Source organism: Pseudomonas sp. 22085, assembly GCF_052045815.1.
In the GTDB taxonomy this organism is placed as follows: Bacteria; Pseudomonadota; Gammaproteobacteria; order Pseudomonadales; family Pseudomonadaceae; genus Aquipseudomonas; species Aquipseudomonas glycinae.
Genome location: NZ_JBQEQA010000004.1, coordinates 261,852 through 279,792 on the forward strand (window position 1 = coordinate 261,852; position 17,941 = coordinate 279,792).

The window sequence follows — 17,941 nt, forward strand, 5'->3', positions numbered from 1 at the left end:
ACCGCGACAGGCGAAGTTGCGTCCCTGCAACTATGCTCAAGTGGCGGGACGACACCATCGGCCTGCGCGCAGGCATGGGATGAGGGGAAAGGGATGCTCCCGATGACGAATGTACGTGTACAGGCGGGTATTGCGTCATGAGTGCGCAACCCGGCCCTATCAACCGTCGTGTGCTGATCGTCGACGATACCGCGTCGATCCATGAGGATTTCGCGAAAATCCTCAAGTCGGCCACGGTTACAGACGACAGTCTGGACGAAACCGAAAACCTGCTGTTCGGCGATCCGACCTCCGCTCCCGCCGCCCCCAGGGACCCTTTCGAGCTGGACTCGGCCTATCAGGGCCGCGAAGCGCTGGACAAGGTCGAAGCCGCACTGGCCGCGGGGCGTCCCTACGCCATGGCCTTCATCGACATGCGCATGCCGCCGGGCTGGGATGGCCTGGAAACCATCGAGCGACTGTGGCAGGTCGACCCCAAGCTGCAAGTGGCCCTGTGTACCGCTTATTCCGATTACTCCTGGGAGGACATTGACCAGCGGCTGGCCCTGACCGATCGCCTGCTGATCCTGAAAAAACCCTTCGATGCGATCGAGATCCGGCAGCTGGCCAGTGCCCTGACGGTCAAGTGGCAGATGACCGAAGACGCCGCCATGAAGATGAACCTGCTGGAGCAGGCGGTTCAGGCGCGTACCCGGGAGCTGTCCGACGCCAACATCATCGTGCAGAACAGTCCGACCATCCTCTACCGGTTGCGCGGCGAACCGTCGTTTCCGCTGATGTACATCTCCCACAACATCACCCGCTACGGGCATGTCGCGGCTGATCTGGTGGGGTCGGCCACTTGGGCGCAGACGCTGATTCACCCGGACGATCAGCCCAGTGTCGATGCCGCCATGGGCCGGGTGCTCGATCGCCATGCAGAGGGCGCCTCCATCGAGTTTCGCCTGCGCACGGGCGCGGGCGACTGGCGCTGGGTGGAAAACCGCTACATCCCGGTGCGCGATCACGACGGCCGACTGCTGGAAGTCGAAGGGATCATTCTCGATATCACCGAGCGCCGGCTGGCCGAAGAAAAGATGAACCTGCTGGCCCGCACCGACGGTCTCACCGGGCTGGCCAATCGCGCCACCCTGATCGAGCGCCTGCATCAGGCCTTCGCCGCCGCGCGTCGGGGTGCGGCGCCTTTTGCGGTGTTTTATCTGGATCTGGACCATTTCAAGCGGATCAACGACACCCTCGGCCATCCGGTCGGCGATTTGCTTTTGCAGGAAGTGGCACAGCGGATCAAATCGAATGTGCGGGAAAACGACGTAGTCGCACGGCTGGGCGGTGACGAATTCGCGATCCTGCAGTTGGATGTCAGCGACCCGACCCAGTCCGCCACCGTCGCCGCCAAGATCCGCGATGCACTGTCGCAGCCTTACCACTTGACGGGCAATGCCGTGCACACCTCCGTCAGCATCGGCATCTGCCTCTACCGGGCCACAAGTCTGGATGCCGACAGCCTGCTGGCCGGCGCCGACATGGCGCTGTACCGCGCCAAGGAAACCGGGCGCAATCAGTACCAGTTCTACTCCGAGCAAATCACCCGGGAAGTGGCCGAGCGCATTACCCTTGCCGAAGAGTTGACGACAGCGCTCATTCAGGGAGGACTGAAGCTCGATTACACGCCGGAAGTGGACATGCACAGCGGCAAGATTCTCGGCATGGCCGCGCAGGTCAAATGGCAACATCCCAGGCTGGGTCTGCTGCCGGCGTCGGCCTTTGTACCGGCAGCGGAAAAGACCGGTGCAATCATCCCGCTCGGTCGCTGGATACTGGATCACGCCTGCTGGCAGATGCGCCAATGGCAAAACGAGGGAGTGGCGCCTCCGGTGATGGCGATCAGGATTTCCCTGGCGCAACTCAAGAGCGGGCCCGAGCTCATCTATGACGTGCTGCGCACCACCGCCCGTTGGGAGCTGGCACCGTGGGATCTGCGTTTCGATGTCACCGAAGCGACCCTGGCCCAGACCAAATGGACCCACAACGATGTGCTGCCGCGCCTGAGTGAGCTTGGGGTGAAGATCGCCATCGACGATTTCGGCACCGAATACTCATCGTTCGATTACCTGAAAACCTACCGGGTCAATCACCTCAAACTCTCCCAATCCCTGATCGACAGTGCGGCCCAGGATGAAGGCAGCGCCAACACCCTGCGCGCGATCGTCAATTTCGCCCGGGATCTGGCGATCGACATCAGCGCCGAAGGCGTCCGGCCCGCAGATCGGGATGACGCCCTGGCCTCGTCGGCACCGCTGAAAAACGTGCAAGGCGTTTGCTTCAGGGAAGCGGTCAGCCCCGAACAGGCGGCGCGTCTGCTGAAGGGCGGGAACGCGACTGCCCCGCTGCCCAGGGAGGATGAGGGATGAAAACACCTTTTCCCCAGACCAACCGGCGCATTCTGATCGTCGATGACACCCCGGCGATCCATGCCGACTTTCGCAAGATCCTCACCCCGGACACCCACGGTGAAGCGGATCTGAACACGCTTGAGCAAACGCTGTTCGGCACCCGCCAATCGCCGCACCTGACGTTCCAGCTCGACTCCGCCTATCAGGGCCAGGAAGCACTGAAACTGGTGCAAAACGCACTGGACGAAGGCCGGCCCTATGCCCTCGCCTTCACCGACATGCGCATGCCGCCCGGTTGGGACGGCCTGGAAACCATCGAAAAACTCTGGGCAGTGGACCCCAATCTGCAAATTGCGCTGTGCACCGCCTATTCCGACTACAGCTGGGAGGCCATGGCCGAACGCCTGGAGTTCGGCGATCAGTTGCTGATCCTGAAAAAGCCGTTCGACACCCTGGAAATCCGCCAGATGGCCAATGCCCTGACGTGGAAATGGCAGCTCGCCCAGGACGCTGCACTGAAGATGCTCAACCTCGAGCAGACCATCGAGGCCCGCGTGCACGAATTACTCAAGGTCTCGCGCCTTTTGCAGTACGACAGCCTCACGGGACTGCCCAACAGCACCTTGCTCGGTGATCGTCTGACTCAATCGCTGGCCGCTTGCCGGCGCCATGACAAACAACTGGTGGTGATGTTTCTCGGGCTGGATCGCTTCAAGCGCATCAACAATGCCCTGGGCCATCCGGCGGGCGACGAGATGCTCAAACGGGTCGGCCAGCAATTGCTGGCCTGCGTGCGCGAATCGGATTCGGTCTTTCGTTATGGCTCCGACGAATTCGTGGTGATGCTCAGCGACATCAACCATCCGCAGCAGTCGCGCAGCATCGCCGAGAAACTACTGAGCGCCATCCGCGCTCCACAGACAATCGTCGGGCATGACGTGAGCGTCACGGCCTGTCTGGGCATCAGCCTCTACCCCGATGACGGGCTCGAGGCCATCGAGCTGATCAAGAAAGCTGAAACGGCCATGCGCAGCGCCAAGGAAAACGGACCGAACGAAATCGGCTTTTTCATCGAAGCCATGAACCAGCGCGCCCGGGAACAGCAAAGCATCGAGTCGGGCATTCGCCAGGCCCTGCAACGCCAGGAATTCGTCTTGCACTATCAGCCGAAAATCGAGCTGGCCAGCGGCCGGGTAGTCGGTGCCGAGGCACTGGTGCGCTGGCAGAAACCGGGGCATGGCTGGGTCTATCCCTCGGAGTTCATCCCGGTGGCCGAAGACAGCGGCCTGATCGTGCCGCTGAGCAAATGGGTGCTGGCCGAGGCCTGTCGTCAGACCCGTGAATGGCAACAGGCGGGATTGCCGCCGATTCGCATGTCGGTCAACACCTCGGCCATCGACTTTCGTCAGCGCCACTTCGTCGAGGGCATCGAGCAGGTGCTGGCACAGACCGGACTGGATCCCCGTCTGCTGGAACTGGAGATCACCGAAGGCGTGCTGATGCAGAACGTCGACGCGACGATGAGCGCGCTGAACCGGCTGAAGGCGTTGGGCGTCCGACTGGCCATCGACGACTTCGGCACCGGCTATTCCAGCCTCAGCTATCTGCGCCGGTTTCCCATCGATGTGCTGAAGATCGATCAGTCGTTCATTCGCGGCCTGAGTCATGACAGCAGCGATGCGGCGCTGGTCGGCGCGATCATCAGCCTGGGCAAGAGCCTGAATCTGAACGTCATCGCCGAAGGGGTGGAGACCGCGCAAGAGTTGGCGTTCCTCAAGGATCACCACTGTGAGGAAGGCCAGGGCTACTACTTCAGCAAAGCCTTGCCGGTGGACGCCTTTGCCCGATTGCTGGCGTCCGCTCAGCCTGGTCCGTGGGGTGTTTCATGAATCGCCCGGCGTTGTTTCTACTGTTCGCGCTATGCGCAAACACCCTCGCCGCGCCACTGGACGAGCCGCTCAAGCCCTTGCCGGCCATCCCGCCACAAGACCCGAAGCGGGTCGAACTGGGACGTCAGCTGTTCCATGACCCACGGCTGTCGATCAACAACACGCTGTCTTGCGCCAGTTGCCATCAACTGGATAAAGGCGGCGCCGACACCCGCGCCTTCTCCAACGGCTTCGATGGGCAACCGGTGGCGGTCAACACACCGACCGTGTTCAACGCCAGCCTCAATTTCCGCCAGTTCTGGGACGGTCGCGTCGAAACCCTGGAAGAACAGAGCAACGTCGTGATCACCAGCCCCCACGAAATGGGCAGCGACTGGAACACGGTCGTGCAACGGATCGCTGACGACGCAGCCTATGGTCAAAGCTTTCGTGCCGCCTACCCCGATGCCGTGAACCGGGCCAATATCCAGAATGCGCTGGCCACCTATGAGCGCACGCTGCTGACCCCCGACTCCCGTTTCGATCAGTACCTGCTGGGCAATACCGATATCCTGACCCTCGAAGAAAAATACGGCTATCAGCGTTTCAAGGAGTACGGCTGCATTGCCTGCCATCAGGGCGTCAACATTGGCGGCAACATGTTCCAGAAGTTCGGCGTGTTCGGCGACTACATCGCCGATCGCGGTAACCCGACAGTGGCCGACCAGGGCCGTTTCAACGTGACCGGCGACGAAGCCGATCGCGCCGTGTTCAAGGTGCCGAGTCTGCGCAATGTTGCCCTGACCGCACCGTACTTCCATGACGGTTCGGCGCCCACCCTCGAACGGGCGGTTGACGTGATGTTCCAGTATCAGTTGGGGCGCATGCCCAGCGAAGAAGACAAGACCCTGATCATCCTGTTTCTCAAGACCCTGACCGGCCAGAGGGAGGGCAAGCCATGATGAAGGTCTCACGCCGTGTCAGCCTGCTGTTGCTCGGTCTCGTCACCGTGTTGCTGGCCTCGATTCTGGTGTTTCTGTACCTGAAATCGAGTTCCGAGCAGACGACGGCCTATACCGAATCCCGGGATCTGATCCGCCAGATCAAGCAACAGGATTCGTTGTGGGAAAACGAAATCCTCAAGGCCCGGGTGGCGCTTTCGCACAATTACGACCCGTTGATTTCACCCATGAACGAAATGAACCGTTTGTGGGAACGCTTCGACACCATGGAGTCCGGCCACGGGCGCAGCGACTCGCAACAATGGAACGAGGCTCACGACAGTTTTCTCACGGCCATGCAGGAAAAGACCCGGCTGGTGGAACAGTTCAAGTCGCACAACGCCCTGTTGCGCAATTCCCTGGCGTTTCTGCCGACCGCCGAAGATGACATTCAGGCGCAACTGGCCGACCTGTCCGACCTCGACAAGATCCAGGTGCAGAACATCGCCACCGACACCTATGACCTGCTGCTCAGCGCCCTGGAGTTTTCCCAGGTCACCTCCGACGACAAGGCCGCCGACATCGTACTGGGCTTGAACAAACTGGCGGTGAATGCGCAACGCCTGCCCCAGGACTTCCAGGCCCCGATCAGGATCCTGAGCAATCACATCAGCCTGATTCTGCGCGAGCAGCCAATCGTCAACCGGTTGCTCGAAGAAATAGAGGCGATCCCCGTGGCCGAGCGTCTGGACAACATCACCACCATGCTCAACCAGGATCAGCAACAGGCCGAAAAAATCGACCGTAAATATCACTTCTATCTGCTGCTGTTTTCCGTCCTGCTGATGTTGTCGCTGTTGTGGCTGGCCATCCGCCTGATCCGCAGCTTTGCCGAGATCAATCGAGTCAACGCGGCCCTGCAAACCGCCAACGATGTGCTGGAGCAACGGGTCGACGAGCGCACCCGGGAGCTCAAGAACGCCCAGAGCGAACTGCTCGATGCCGCGCGCCAGGCCGGCATGGCCGAGATCGCGACCAACGTGCTGCACAACGTCGGCAACGTGCTCAACAGCGTGAACATCTCCTCCGACCTGATCTCGCGCAAACTGCGCAGCAGCAAGGCGCAGGGGCTGGGCAAGGCCATGCAACTGATCAACGAACACCCGGACGACCTCGGCCATTTCCTCAGCGAAGACCCCAAGGGCAAGCTGCTGCCCGGCTACCTCAATCAACTGGTCGGCGCCATCGCCCAGGAACAGCAGGAGATGGTCGACGAACTGAACCAGATGAACAAAAGCGTCGATCACATCAAGGACATCGTCGCCACCCAGCAATCCTATGCCGGGGCCAACAGCATGACCGAGGCGCTGTACATCAACGAGCTGCTCGAAGACGCGCTGCGCATGAACGCCGGCGCCCTCACCCGGCACCACGTCACGGTGGTCAAGGAATACGCCGAAGTCCCCCAGGTGATGGGCGACAAACACCGTTTGCTGCTGATCCTGATCAACCTGATCAGCAACGCCAAGTACGCGATGTCCGACCTGAGCAACCGCCCGCGCACCATGACCCTGGGGGTAAAGATCGTCGACGACAGTTTTCTGGAAATCAGCGTCAGGGACGACGGCGAAGGCATCGCACCGGAAAACATGACGCGGATCTTTGCCCACGGTTTCACCACCCGCAAGGAAGGCCACGGCTTCGGCCTGCACAGCTGCGCGCTGGCGGCCATCGAGATGAACGGCCACCTCACCGCCCACAGCGACGGGCCGGGACTGGGCGCCTTGTTCACCCTGCAGATTCCGCTGATCACCGTTACGGAGAACGCATGAGCGAGCTGTCTAACCGCCGCATCCTGCTGATCGATGACATGCCGTCGATTCACGAGGACTTTCGCAAGATCCTCGCCCCGGCGCCGGCGCACTCGGCAAAACTGGACGAGATGGAAGCCGCCCTGTTCGGCGTGCCCGCCAAACCCCGGCAAGCACCTTTCGAGCTGGATTCGGCCTACGGTGGAGAGGAAGGCCTGGCCAAACTCAACCTGGCCCTGCAGGAGCAATGCCCGTATGCCCTGGCCTTCGTCGACATGCGCATGCCGGACGGTTGGGACGGGGCGCGCACCATCGAAGAACTCTGGAAGCAGGATCCGCAGTTGCAGGTGGTGGTCTGCACCGCCTATTCCGATTACTCCTGGGACGAACTGCTGGATCGTCTGCACGCCCATGACCGACTGCTGATCCTGAAAAAGCCCTTCGACAACATTGAAGTCCAGCAGATGGCCAACACCCTGCTGACCAAATGGCAGATGACCGAACGCGCGTCCTTGCAAATGCATCACCTGGAACATCTGGTGGATCAGCGCACTGCCCAGTTCCGGCAGGCCAGCGAAGCCTTGCAGCGGGAAATCGACGAACGCAAACAGCTGGAAGGCCAACTGGTGCAGTCGGAAAAACTCGCCTCGCTGGGTCAACTGGCCGCCGGGGTCGCCCATGAAATCAACAACCCGATCGGTTTCATTTCCTCCAACCTCGGCACGCTCGACGGCTACTTCCAGCAACTGCTGGCCATGCTCGGCGCCTATCACACCGCCGGGCAGAACTTGCCCGCCGAAGCCGCCGCGCAGTTGCAGCAATTGCGCGAGCGTCTTGAACTGGACTATCTGCTGGAAGACATCCCGACGCTGATTCGCGAATCCAAGGAAGGCATTGGTCGGGTCGGACAGATCGTCCGGGATCTCAAGGATTTCTCCCGGGTCGACAGCCAACAGGAATGGCAGTGGGCCAATCTGCAACAGGGCATCGAATCGACCCTGAACATCGTCGCCGGCGAGCTCAAGTACAAGGCCGATGTGGTCAAGGAATATCAGGATCTGCCGGACATCGAATGCCTGCCCTCGCAAATCAATCAGGTGATCATGAACCTGGTGGTCAACGCGGCGCAGGCCATGGGCCCGGAGCGCGGCACCATCACCCTGCGCACCGGCGTGCAGGGCGAAACGGCAATCATCGAAGTGGCCGACACCGGTTTGGGCATCGCCCCCGAGACCCTGCAGAAAATCTTCGACCCGTTCTTCACCACCAAACCGGTGGGCCAGGGGACAGGCCTGGGCCTGTCCCTGTCGTATGGCATCGTGAAGAAACACGGCGGCGATATTTCCGTGCGCAGCACGTTGGGCGCCGGCACGACGTTCCGCGTGCAGTTGCCGTTGCGCCAGACCCGCCCGGCGGCCTGATGCCGGGTCAGGCGGCTTCCTGGAAATCCATCTCCGGCGGTTGTCGGCGGAAACCACCCGTGAGCACCGCCAGGTACACCACGCCAATCGCCAGCCAGCTCAGGCCCAGATACACCGCCAGGTGATCGAGGCTGACCATCAGCCACAAGTCCGCCGCCAGGCCGATGAACGGGAAGATCAGGAACAGGATCAACTCGCGCAGACCCTTTTTCTCGCCGCCGATCCAGTAGTGAAAAATCACCGACAGGTTGACCAGACTGAACGCCAGGAACGCCCCGAAGTTGATGAACGAGGTCGAGGTGGTCACATCGAGTTTCAGCGCCAGCAAGGCCACCACCGCACACAGCAGGATGCTGTTGACCGGCGTGCCGAAGCGCTCGTGCAAGGTGCCGAAGAATGACTTGGGCAGCACACCGTCACGGCCCATCGCGAACAACAAACGCGAACCGCTGGCCTGCGCCGACAGACCCGAGGCGAACTGCCCGACGATCAGGCCGATCAGGAAGATCGACACGAACAGATCACCGCCAATGTTGCGCGCAATCTCGTAAGCCGCCGAGTCGACGCTGTCGAACTGGAACGAAGGATGGGCGATCTGCACGAAGTACGAGACGCCAACGAAAATCAGCCCGCCGATCAGGGTGATCAGCATGATTGCCCGAGGGATGGTCCGGCGTGGATCGCGGGTTTCTTCGGTGAGGGTGCTGACCGCATCGAAACCGAGGAACGAATAGCAAGCGATGGCCGCGCCGCTCATGATCAGCGGCATCTGCATGTCGCCATTGAAGAACGGTTTGATCGACCACAGCGGCGTGCTGGCATCGCCGCCGACGTAATGCACGCACAGCGCGACGAAGGCGATCAGTACCAGAAACTGCACCAGCATCAGCAAGGCGTTGATGCCGTTGGCCAGCTTCAGGCCAATGATGTTGATTGCGCTGGTGATGCCGATGAACGCCAGCACCCAGATCCACTGCGGGATCGACGGGAAGGCCGACGCGAGGTACGCGGCGCCGATCAGCCAGATCGCCATCGGCAGAAACAGATAATCGAGCAGCACTGCCCAACCGGCGATGAAGCCGAGTTTCGGGCTGATGGCCTTGCGCACATAGCTGTAGGCCGAGCCGGCCACCGGGAACGCGGCGGCCATGCGCCCGTAGCTCATGGCGGTGAAAAACATCGCCACCAGTGCCGCCAGATAGGCGGCGGGCACCATGCCGGCGGTGGACTGGGCGAGGATGCCGAACGTGCCGAGGACAATGATCGGCGTCATGTAGGCGATGCCGAACAGCACCACCGACCCCAGCGAAAGGGTGCGTTGCAAACGAGCCATGGGCGACTTACTCCGGATTTTATTGGATTTATGGCAGAGGCCGAGTTCGGCGAATGTTTCGGGTGTTGCTGATCGTTCCCACGTCGAGGCGTCGAACCGTCTGCGTGGGAATGCCTCAATGGACGCTCTGCGTCCGCTCTTGGGACGCAGATCGTCCCGGGCTGCATTCCCACGCAGAGCATGGGAACGATCGGGTACAACGGGTCAAGGAATCAGCAGCTCACGTACTCCGCAGGCGTGTTCAACCACCTCCCCCGGCAACCTCAACCGCTGATCATCCAGATACCGATAATCCTTGCGCGCCAGCTCCAACTGGCCGAAATCCAGCTCGACACTGAACCGCCCTTCCTCACGCCCGGCCTCGAATAGCACCGTGCCCAGCGGATCCACCAGCGCACTGCCGCCGGCAAACATCAACCCGTCATCCCCGGCGTCGACCCGATTGACCATCAGCGCAAACGCCTGGTTTTCCTGAGCCCGGGCCATGATCGCGGTGCGGTGGGTCGGGCCGTACGGGTCCATGTTGCCGTTGGTCACGATCAGCAATTCGGCGCCCAGTTGCGCCAGGGCCCGGGCCGACTCGGGGAACTCGATGTCGTAGCAGATCAGCAGACCGACCCGCACGCCGTTCCACAGGCAGGTGGCGTAACGGTCACCCGCCTCGAACACACCGCGATCAGAGGCCCAGAGGTGGGTCTTGCGGTATTTCAGGGCGATGCCTTCGGGAGTCATCAGCAGCGTGGTGTTGTAGAAGCGGCCGTTGTCGTTTTCGGCCATGCCGATCACCACGGCAAGGTTGCGCTCGCGAGCGGCGGCCTGCACGGCGCTGACGGTCGGGCCGTCCAGTGGTTCGGCGATCTGCGCCACGGTGTCGGCGGTCGGAAAGCCCATCAGGTGGGTCTCGGGGAACACGATCAATTGCGTGTCGGCGGCGCAGGCCGCCATCGCCGCGAGGGCGCGTTCGAGGTTGTACGCAGTGTCTTTGTCACGGCCCGCCAACTGGGCGAGTTCGACTTTCATGGGTAGTCCTTGTTATGAGCGCCGGGCGCCGAAAGATTGCCCGGCGGCTGTCTGTGGGCCAGTATGCTTCGCATTCGACCGGCCAGGGAATTACGCGGCCGGGGTAACCCGATAGGGGTAGAGGCATGACTCTTTCGTTTGACGACATCACCTGGCACCGCGCCGTCGGGCAGTTGATCGACGCCCTCGACAAGCCGAATTTCTGGGCGCAACTGGTGCGTCTGCTCGACCAGTACGTGCCGTTCGATAGCTGGGTGGCGCTGCTGTTCAGCGCCGACCGCCACCCGCAGGTGTTCGCCGAATGCCCCGGCGCGGATGGCAGTCCCGATCAGTTGTTTCAGGATTACCTGCGCGGTCTGTACCTGCTCGACCCTTTCTACATTGCCTGCCGCGAGCAATCGCGCACCGGGTTGTATCGCCTGTCGGAGGTCGCGCCGGAGCACTTCGAACTGACCGAGTATTACCAGCGATACTTTCGTCTGAATGTGGTGGCCGACGAAATCCAGTTCAATTGCCAACTCGAAGGCGACCGCACGCTGTGCCTGTCGCTGGGCAGTCAGCAGCGCTTCACCGGCGAGCAGATTGCCCTGCTGTCACTGATCCAGCCGTGGGTGCTCGGCCTGTTGCGCCAGCGCCTGCCCTATGAAATCAACGAAACAGTGGCCCTGGCCCCGGCCCCTGCGCAACCGGACTGGCGGGTGCAGCTCGAAGCGTCGGTGCAGCAACTCAAGGGCGCGCAACTGACCGCCCGGGAACTGGACGTCGGGCGCCTGATGCTCAGCGGTTGCTCCAGTAAAGAAATCGCCCGTAAGCTGGAAATCTCTGTTGAAACCGTGAAAGTCCATAAGAAACACATGTACAGCAAGCTGGGGATCAAGTCCCAGTCGGAACTGTTTTCGATCTTTCTGCAGGCGCAGAACGCCTGACTGCCGCAAAAAAACCGTCCGAACCAAGGAAACCGTATGAGCCTGTCACTCCTGAGCCGCTACGCCTTCTTTGCCGTCTGCGTGATTTTCACTCTCGCCAGCCTGCCCTTTCTCGAACATGACTGGCTGTGGCCGATCACCGCCGTCACCGGCGTATTGAGCCTGATCGGTCTGTTCGACCTGATGCAGAGCCCGCACGCGGTGCGCCGCAACTATCCGATCCTGGGCAACATCCGTTATCTGGTCGAAGGCATCCGCCCGGAAATCCGCCAGTACCTGCTGGAATCCGACAGCGACGCCCTGCCCTTCTCTCGTGCCCAGCGTTCGCTGGTGTACTCGCGGGCCAAGAATGAAACCGCCGACAAACCGTTCGGTACCCTGATCGACGTCTATCAATCCGGTTTCGAATTCATCGGCCACTCGATGCGCCCGGCGCCGTTGAGCGACCCGAGCAGTTTCCGCGTCACCGTCGGCGGCCCGCAGTGCACCCAGCCATATTCGGCGTCGGTATTCAATATCTCGGCCATGAGTTTCGGCTCCCTCAGCGCCAACGCGATCCGCGCGCTGAACCAGGGTGCGAAACTCGGCAATTTCGCCCACGACACCGGCGAAGGCAGCATCAGCCCCTATCACCGCGAACACGGCGGCGACCTGACCTGGGAACTGGGCAGCGGCTATTTCGGCTGCCGCACCAGCGACGGCCGCTTCGACCCGGAACGCTTCGCCGCCCAGGCGCAGACCCCGCAAGTGCGGATGATCGAAATCAAAATGAGCCAGGGCGCCAAACCCGGCCACGGCGGGATCCTGCCCAAGCACAAGGTGACCCAGGAAATCGCCGATACCCGCGGCATCCTGATGGGCGAAGACTGCATTTCACCGTCGCGACACAGCGCGTTCTCCACACCGATCGAGATGATGCATTTCATCCAGCAACTGCGTGAACTGTCCGGCGGCAAACCGGTGGGCTTCAAGTTCTGCCTCGGCCATCCATGGGAATTCATGGGCATCGCCAAGGCCATGCTGGAAACCGGCATCCTGCCGGACTTCATCGTGGTCGACGGCAAGGAAGGTGGCACCGGCGCCGCGCCGGTGGAGTTCACCGACCACATCGGCGTGCCGATGCGCGAAGGCCTGCTGTTCGTACACAACACCCTGGTGGGGTTGAATCTGCGGGACAAGATCAAGCTCGGCGCCAGCGGCAAGATCGTCAGCGCCTTCGACATCGCCAGCGTGCTGGCCATCGGCGCCGACTGGGCCAACTCGGCGCGCGGCTTCATGTTCGCCATCGGCTGCATCCAGTCGCAAAGCTGCCACACCAACAAATGCCCGACCGGCGTCGCCACCCAGGACACCCTGCGCCAACGCGCACTGGTGGTGCCGGACAAGGCCCAGCGGGTCTACAACTTCCACCGCAATACGCTCAAGGCCCTGGCGGAAATGCTCGCCGCCGCCGGCCTCGACCATCCGTCGCAACTGTCGGCCAAGCATCTGGTACGGCGCATGTCGGCCACCGAAATCAAACTGTTCTCGCAGCTGCATGTGTTCCTGAAACCGGGGGAATTGCTCACCGGGGAAGTGAACGGCGAGTTCTATTCGCGGATGTGGCAGATGGCGCGGGCGGACAGTTTTGAGCCGCAGGAAATTGCGGCTGCCTGAGAATCAAACCGGCGCACTCCCTTTACAGATGTTGCGCCGGTCTCCCTTAATATAAGCCATCCTGAAAAGCGGGTAATGCGCACGTTTTAAGTGCCTTAACGCCTGGAGATACAATCAGCTCCATCCCTGGACTTCAACAGTGCGATGGAGCTTTGCTGATAATCGTTTTTTTCAACCACCATCGTATCCAACTGCTTTGAGTAACTGCTTAATTCATCAGCATCCGGATCGATTACATAGAAACAAGGCCCCGTACTCCCTGCTTTCAGTTGCCTCTTCAACTCCTCGAAGGATTTTGTACGAACCGACGACCCCAGTATCTGGAGATAATCGGAGTAAACCGAGTTGGCATAGACTGGTAAATCTCTACCCTCCTCCATTACTTTTTTCACCGGTGATCGCAGATCGCTCTCAATTCTGAACTGGCTGCGATCCGGGTCACTCAAAACAAACGAAGCGGAAACTCCACAAACGAATATCAACATCGTCCACCTGACAAAACCATCACGTACCAGACCAAAACCGTACGACACTAAAACAATTGTTATCGGAAGAAAAACCATTGCATTTTTCAGAGTCAGGATTGGCGTAAAAAACAATGACCTTAGGTAAGCCACCGTCACACCAAAGAACCAGCAAAACAACAAAACCTTCAACACATCCTTCTTATCCTGAACCCGAAACAACTTCACCAGCGCGAGAACCAGCAAGAACAGACACAGCAGCACTACCGGCAAACTTCCGAACTGCACGACAAACATATCTATAAAAAAACTTTCTGCCGGTTTTTTTATCCACGTCCCGGTCCTGCCAAAGTTTTTCAACAGGTACTGGAACAGTGGAATCAATGAGCTGCAGATCAGCAGTCCAGCGATAGCACTCGCACTAAACAAACGCCTTTCAAAACCAGCTCGAATAGAAAAATAAATTAAAAGAAAAAACTGCGCCGCCATCGGAAGAAAACCAAAGTAATGGGTATTCACAAGCATTGAGCCAACAACTGAATACAACAAAACAGTTCTGAAATTTTGTGTCTCAAGCAAATTGAAAAACATCAGGAGCGACCACACCATCAACAAGACCAGAAGACTGTAAGATCTTGTTTCTTGCGCTTCGACGACAAGAATAAAGCTGACCGTGCTCAACAAGGCTGCAATCACGCCAACCCGACGATTAAACAACGCCGCCCCCAAGCAATACATTGAAGGAATTACTGCAACACTCAAGACAAGCGAAAAAATCCGTCCCACCCGTTCCCCATAACCAAAAACCTGATGCACGAGCCAAAGCAAGATCTGATACAGCGGCGGATGAACATCTTCGACGGTCAGCTGAAAAACGGTATTTAAACTATTAGCCGGATTACTGACATTAACGCTAAAGACTTCATCAAACCAAAGACTCCGCTCAAACAGGCCATGGCCTCTCAAGCCCCCTCCAATTATCACAAAAATTAATAATGCGACGTGTTCTCTCTGCACCACACTGATTGCTTTTGAAAACATGAACCTCTCCTGTGTTCCGGCGCTGCACCTGCGATTGGAGTATTTATTGTTTGATGTCTACAAACATTACTGCACCCAAACCGACTGCCAGCCACAGCGTGACGAGCCGCAACAAGACTGTTGCCGCAATGGAATCCGGTAAACCGACACCATCCGAAACCAGCAGCCCCACCATCACCGCTTCAGCACTGCCCAACCCACCGGGCATGAAACTCAGCGCGCCGGCCAGCATCGAAACGGCATAAATAAAAATCGCGGATATCAGAGTTACGTCTGCCTTCATCGCCAGCAAAATCCAGTAAAACGCCAACCCTTCCAATCCCCATGCCAGGACGCTCAACAGCGTCGCGCCAATCTGGCGGCCTGGGGTGTGGCAGCTGCGAGACTGATGCAACACATGAACGCAATGGCGTAGTAACCGGGAAAACCAGCCGTGCCGGTGCTCGATGCGCCGATCAATCGCGCTGACAAGACCCGACCGGGACACGAGCAACATGCAGCAGGCCAGCAGCACCAGACAGGCGACAATCATCGACAGCCATTCGGGATGAGCGCTCAAACCCAAAAGAGCCAGCGCAACTATCCCCAGCAAGTCGGAAAGTCGTTCACTGAACAACGCAGCAAAACTGTGCACGTAAGGCACATCCCAACGCTTGAGCAGGACGCCGCGCAACGCCTCGCCAGCCTTGCCAGGGGTGGTGGTCAGGGCGAACCCCGCCAGGTAGATTTTCAGGCTTGGCCACCATGGCATCGGATGGCGCAAGGCATTGAGATAAACCTGCCAACGCAAAAAGCGAAGACCGTAGCCAAGCAGAACCAGCCCGATGATTTTCCCTGCCTCCCACCCTCCCACCCGGCTGACCGCCGCGCTCACGGCCACCCCTCCGCCCCACAGGGAAAGAGCCAGATAAACGAGAGCGGAGCAGACTGCCGAGCCGATCAGAACTCGATAGCGCCATCCGGAGAGCTTCACAGACTGATTCATAGATTCAGTCTCTTGAAAATCGGCTGGGGTATAGCCCGTATCAGACACATGATCCAAGCCCAGAATCCGGGTACGTAAAGCACCGCCTTCCTGGATTCGATGCCCGCGACAATCCGTCGGGCGACTGTCTCCGGTTGTGCAACCAGTAACGCCGGTATCTTCAGCCCCTGCGTCATCGGCGTATCGACAAATCCGGGTTTGATCGTGATCACATGCACGCCCGACTTGAACAGACGTGGGCGTAAACCTTCACAAAATGTGGAAACCGCTGCCTTGGCTGAACCGTAGACATAGTTGCCGGGCCGCCCGCGATCCCCGGCAACCGAGGAAATAACCGCCAGCGTGCCGCTGCGCTGGACAGCCATCCGGTCAGCCAGCAGCGTCAGAAGCGCAATCACCGAAGTGCCATTGGTGACGAATGCCTGCACAGTCAGCTCGATGCTTTTTTCGCACGCGGTCTGATTCGGCAAGGAGCCGTAGGCAATCAGGCAAATATCCACCGTCTGCAATGTCGCCAGGCAGTTCTCCAACATCATCGAGTGCGCGGCGATTTCGTTGACATCCATCACGTACGGCGTAACCGCACTCGCACCGCGTATTTGCAGGTCGGCGCAGGTCTGTCGCAGTTTTGGCGCATCCCTGGCGACAAGAAAGAACTGACTGCCTTCAGCCGCCCAATGACGCGCGCAAGCGCTGGCGATCGCCGATGTGGCGCCCACAATGAGTATTTTTTTCATTGAATGACTCGCTGCCAGAAACGGGAAATCAGGGCCGGGTCACGCATCGCTTCCACTTGCTCCCAGGCGGGATAGGCTCGGCGGAAATCACTGCCGCTCATGTGGGCGTCCTTTGCCGGATACAAACGGCCACCCGCTTCCCGGACGATGGCATCGAGGCTCGGCAGGAGTTTTCTGCTCAAGGTTTTGTTCTGTGGAAAGTCCAGCGCCAGTGAGGTGCCCGGCATTGGAAATGACAGCAGCCCGGGCGATGCGATATCGCCGCAGCGCTTGAGTACTGCGAGAAAGGATCCGCTGCCGCTGCGGGCAATGGATTTGAGCAGTTCGGCCAGTGCCGCTGGGGCCACCGAGCTTGGCAAGACACACTGAAACTGCTGGAAGCCCTTGTGTCCGTAAAGGCGGTTCCAGTGCTCGATGCTATCCAGTGGATAGAAAAATGGACGGTAAGCAAGCGTGCGACATTGCCTGATTACCGGTTGCCGTTGCCAATAAAAATGGTTGAACAGTTTCAATGTGATTGGATTGACCAGCGACACGGGCAGCCGAATCGGCAAACGCAGCGAATGTGAAGTGGCAGCCTCAAGCGGACCCGTTTCGCAATGATTGCCGGCCGTATAAACACCCCGCCCTTGCGCACTCCCCTTGGCCAGACAATCGATCCACGCAACGCTGTATTCGTGGCCGGCATCCATTTCACCCGACAGGTCAAAGAATGCCTTCAAGCTGTCAAAGCGCACCCGCAAGGTATCGATGAGGCTGGACTGGATTCTGCGCAGGCGAAGACTTACCCAAGTGATGATCCCCGTCAGGCCCAATCCTCCTATTGAGGCGGCAAACCACTGCGGGTTTTCCGATGCGGAACACACCATCGGCGGTTGCATGGATCGATGCAAACCGAAACTCATCACAGAATGGGCAAACGTGCCGCAGCGATGATGATTTTTGCCGTGCACATCATTGGCCACCGCACCGCCCAGCGTCACATGTTGCGTCCCGGGCGTAACGTGCAAAAACCAGCCGCGCGGGATGGCCAGTTGCAGAATCTCGCCCAAGGTGATTCCGGCCTCGGCACAAATCCAGCCGTTATCCCAATCGGCATCTATCAAGCGATTCAGAGTACGCATTTGCAACACATGATCACTGGCAGCCAGACAGCTGTCGCCATAGCTTCGGCCATTGCCGAAGGGCAACGAAGAGCCGTAAATTTCGACCACCCGATGCCACTGCGGTCCCAGGTCGGTTTGCCAGTGGCATGGATGGCCGGTTTGTGGAGCGGAGGGGTAATTGCCCCATGACGAGAGCGACAATTGAGTATTCTCCCTGCGGTAACTGAGCCCGTTGACAG

Annotated in this window: 13 protein-coding genes; 7 read left to right on the forward strand and 6 right to left on the reverse strand. The window is 59.5% G+C overall.

The features are described 5' to 3' along the window. The first annotated feature begins 137 nt into the window (after window positions 1-137). Genes ACTJK7_RS06610 through ACTJK7_RS06630 form a run of 5 tightly spaced genes read left to right on the forward strand, consistent with a single transcriptional unit; the run spans window position 138 to window position 8,434 of the window. Window positions 138-2,411 carry a GGDEF/EAL domain-containing response regulator gene (locus ACTJK7_RS06610; RefSeq protein WP_064383861.1) on the forward strand — a complete coding sequence of 758 codons (2,274 nt, stop codon included), beginning with the start codon at window positions 138-140 and terminating at the stop codon, window positions 2,409-2,411. Next, window positions 2,408-4,282 carry a putative bifunctional diguanylate cyclase/phosphodiesterase gene (locus ACTJK7_RS06615; protein WP_440779875.1) on the forward strand — a complete coding sequence of 625 codons (1,875 nt, stop codon included), beginning with the start codon at window positions 2,408-2,410 and terminating at the stop codon, window positions 4,280-4,282. Before ACTJK7_RS06610 ends, ACTJK7_RS06615 begins: the two co-directional genes overlap by 4 nt. Continuing rightward, window positions 4,279-5,223, forward strand: a complete 945-nt coding sequence (locus tag ACTJK7_RS06620; protein WP_440779876.1) for a cytochrome-c peroxidase — start codon at window positions 4,279-4,281, stop codon at window positions 5,221-5,223. The genes ACTJK7_RS06615 and ACTJK7_RS06620 overlap by 4 nt, the downstream gene beginning before the upstream one ends. Next, window positions 5,220-7,034: a DAHL domain-containing protein gene (locus tag ACTJK7_RS06625; protein ID WP_440779878.1), complete on the forward strand. Its 1,815-nt coding sequence runs from the start codon at window positions 5,220-5,222 to the stop codon at window positions 7,032-7,034. The genes ACTJK7_RS06620 and ACTJK7_RS06625 overlap by 4 nt, the downstream gene beginning before the upstream one ends. After that, window positions 7,031-8,434 (forward strand): ATP-binding protein, encoded by a 1,404-nt coding sequence (locus ACTJK7_RS06630; RefSeq protein ID WP_440779880.1) that lies wholly within the window; start codon window positions 7,031-7,033, stop codon window positions 8,432-8,434. Before ACTJK7_RS06625 ends, ACTJK7_RS06630 begins: the two co-directional genes overlap by 4 nt. A 7-nt stretch (window positions 8,435-8,441) precedes the next feature. Here ACTJK7_RS06630 and ACTJK7_RS06635 read toward each other — a convergent pair whose 3' ends face one another. Next, window positions 8,442-9,767, reverse strand: a complete 1,326-nt coding sequence (locus ACTJK7_RS06635; protein WP_323150937.1) for an APC family permease — start codon at window positions 9,765-9,767, stop codon at window positions 8,442-8,444. Window positions 9,768-9,971: 204 nt separating this feature from the next. Continuing rightward, window positions 9,972-10,787 (reverse strand): carbon-nitrogen hydrolase family protein, encoded by an 816-nt coding sequence (locus ACTJK7_RS06640; RefSeq protein ID WP_440779882.1) that lies wholly within the window; start codon window positions 10,785-10,787, stop codon window positions 9,972-9,974. Between the two features lie 125 nt (window positions 10,788-10,912). Between ACTJK7_RS06640 and ACTJK7_RS06645 the strand changes: the two genes are divergently transcribed. Both ACTJK7_RS06645 and ACTJK7_RS06650 read left to right on the forward strand, forming a co-directional pair. Further along, window positions 10,913-11,713: a helix-turn-helix transcriptional regulator gene (locus ACTJK7_RS06645; RefSeq protein WP_011335770.1), complete on the forward strand. Its 801-nt coding sequence runs from the start codon at window positions 10,913-10,915 to the stop codon at window positions 11,711-11,713. A 36-nt stretch (window positions 11,714-11,749) separates the two neighbouring features. Next, entirely contained in the window at window positions 11,750-13,369 is a 1,620-nt protein-coding gene (locus ACTJK7_RS06650; protein ID WP_064383868.1) for an FMN-binding glutamate synthase family protein, read from the forward strand. A 95-nt stretch (window positions 13,370-13,464) separates the two neighbouring features. On the opposite strand, the gene ACTJK7_RS06655 is transcribed toward ACTJK7_RS06650, so the two are convergent. From ACTJK7_RS06655 to ACTJK7_RS06670, 4 genes are read right to left on the reverse strand one after another with little or no spacing between them, the layout of a single operon-like run. Further along, complete coding sequence (locus tag ACTJK7_RS06655; RefSeq protein ID WP_440779883.1) at window positions 13,465-14,874, reverse strand: glycosyltransferase family 39 protein; 1,410 nt, start codon at window positions 14,872-14,874, stop codon at window positions 13,465-13,467. A 43-nt stretch (window positions 14,875-14,917) separates the two neighbouring features. Beyond that, entirely contained in the window at window positions 14,918-15,859 is a 942-nt protein-coding gene (locus ACTJK7_RS06660; protein WP_323162312.1) for a lysylphosphatidylglycerol synthase transmembrane domain-containing protein, read from the reverse strand. Further along, the gene (locus ACTJK7_RS06665) at window positions 15,856-16,596 is read right to left on the reverse strand and encodes an SDR family oxidoreductase (protein WP_085655323.1); all 741 of its coding nucleotides are present in this window, start codon (window positions 16,594-16,596) and stop codon (window positions 15,856-15,858) included. Before ACTJK7_RS06665 ends, ACTJK7_RS06660 begins: the two co-directional genes overlap by 4 nt. After that, the gene (locus ACTJK7_RS06670; protein WP_085655322.1) at window positions 16,593-17,903 is read right to left on the reverse strand and encodes an FAD-binding oxidoreductase; all 1,311 of its coding nucleotides are present in this window, start codon (window positions 17,901-17,903) and stop codon (window positions 16,593-16,595) included. Before ACTJK7_RS06670 ends, ACTJK7_RS06665 begins: the two co-directional genes overlap by 4 nt. Window positions 17,904-17,941 lie beyond the last annotated feature (38 nt).